At 71.3% G+C, this 1,179-nt stretch carries 1 protein-coding gene; it reads left to right on the forward strand.

Annotated elements, in window-relative coordinates; all coding sequences use genetic code 11:
* Positions 1-207 precede the first annotated feature (207 nt).
* Positions 208-1,179 (forward strand): AMP-binding protein (locus JK356_RS21455; RefSeq protein WP_307815829.1); only part of this gene is annotated, 972 nt, incomplete at its 3' end.

Below are 1,179 nucleotides of genomic sequence, written 5' to 3' on the forward strand. Positions count from 1 at the left end.
TACCGGCCGGATGTGTTTGGGCGGGTGGTGGCGGAGCGGGTTGTGGGGTGGGTGGTGGGGGTGTTGGAGCGGGTGGTGTGTGAGCCGGGGGTGCGGGTGGGGGCTGTTGGTGTGGGTGAGGGGGAGCGGTCGGTGGTGTTGGGGTGGTCGGGTGGGGTTGGTGGGGGTGGGGGGTTTGTGTCGGTGGTGGAGCGGGTGCGGGGGTGGGTGGAGCGGTGGCCGGATGGGGTGGCGGTGGTGGGTGAGGGGTGTGTGTGGTCGTTTGGGGAGTTGTGGGAGCGGGCTGGTGAGTGGGCGGGTGTGTTGGCGTCGCGGGGTGTGGGGCGGGGGGATCGGGTGGTTGTGGTGGTGGAGCGGTCGGTGGAGGTGGTGGCGTTGTGGCTGGGGGTGTGGCGGTTGGGGGCGGTGTGGGTGCCGGTGGATGGGTCGTGGCCGGGTGAGCGGGTGGGGTTTGTGGTGGGTGATGTGGGTGCGCGGGTGGTGGTGTGTGGGCGGGGGTTGGTGGGTGTGGTGCCGGAGGGGGTTGGGGTTGTGGTGGTGGAGGAGGTTGTGGGTGCGGGGGGTTGGGGTGCGGGTGCGGGGGTGGCGGAGGTGGCGGAGCTGGTGGGGGATGAGGTGGCGTATGTGATGTATACGTCGGGTTCGTCGGGTGTGCCGAAGGGTGTTGCGGTGACGCATGGGGGTGTGGCGCATCTGGTGGGTCAGCGGGGGTGGGCTGTGGGGGAGGGTGAGGGTGTGCTGATGCACGCGCCTCACGCGTTTGATGTGTCGTTGTTCGAGGTGCTGGTGCCGCTGACGCGTGGTGCCCGCGTCATCATCGCCCCACCCGGGGTGGTCGGAGCGGCGGAAGTGCGTGAGGCCATCCAGCGCGACGGCGTTCGCCGCCTGCACCTGACAGCCGGTTCCTTCCGCGTGCTCGCGGAGGAGTCGCCGGGGTGTTTTGCCGGGTTGCGGGAGGTGGTGACCGGGGGTGACGTGGTGCCGGTGGGGGCGGTTGAGCGGGTGCGTGCGGCCAGTCCTGAGCTGGTGGTGCGGCATCTGTACGGGCCGACGGAGGTGACGCTGGCGGCTGCCTGGCGGGTGGTGGCTCCGGGGGAGGAGCTGGGCGGGGTGCTGCCGGTGGGCGGTGCGCTGGAGGGGCAGCGGCTGCTGGTGCTGGATGCGTTCCTGCACCCGGTG

Origin of the sequence: Streptomyces sp. 7-21 (assembly GCF_016741785.1) — a bacterium.
GTDB lineage: Bacteria > Actinomycetota > Actinomycetes > Streptomycetales > Streptomycetaceae > Streptomyces.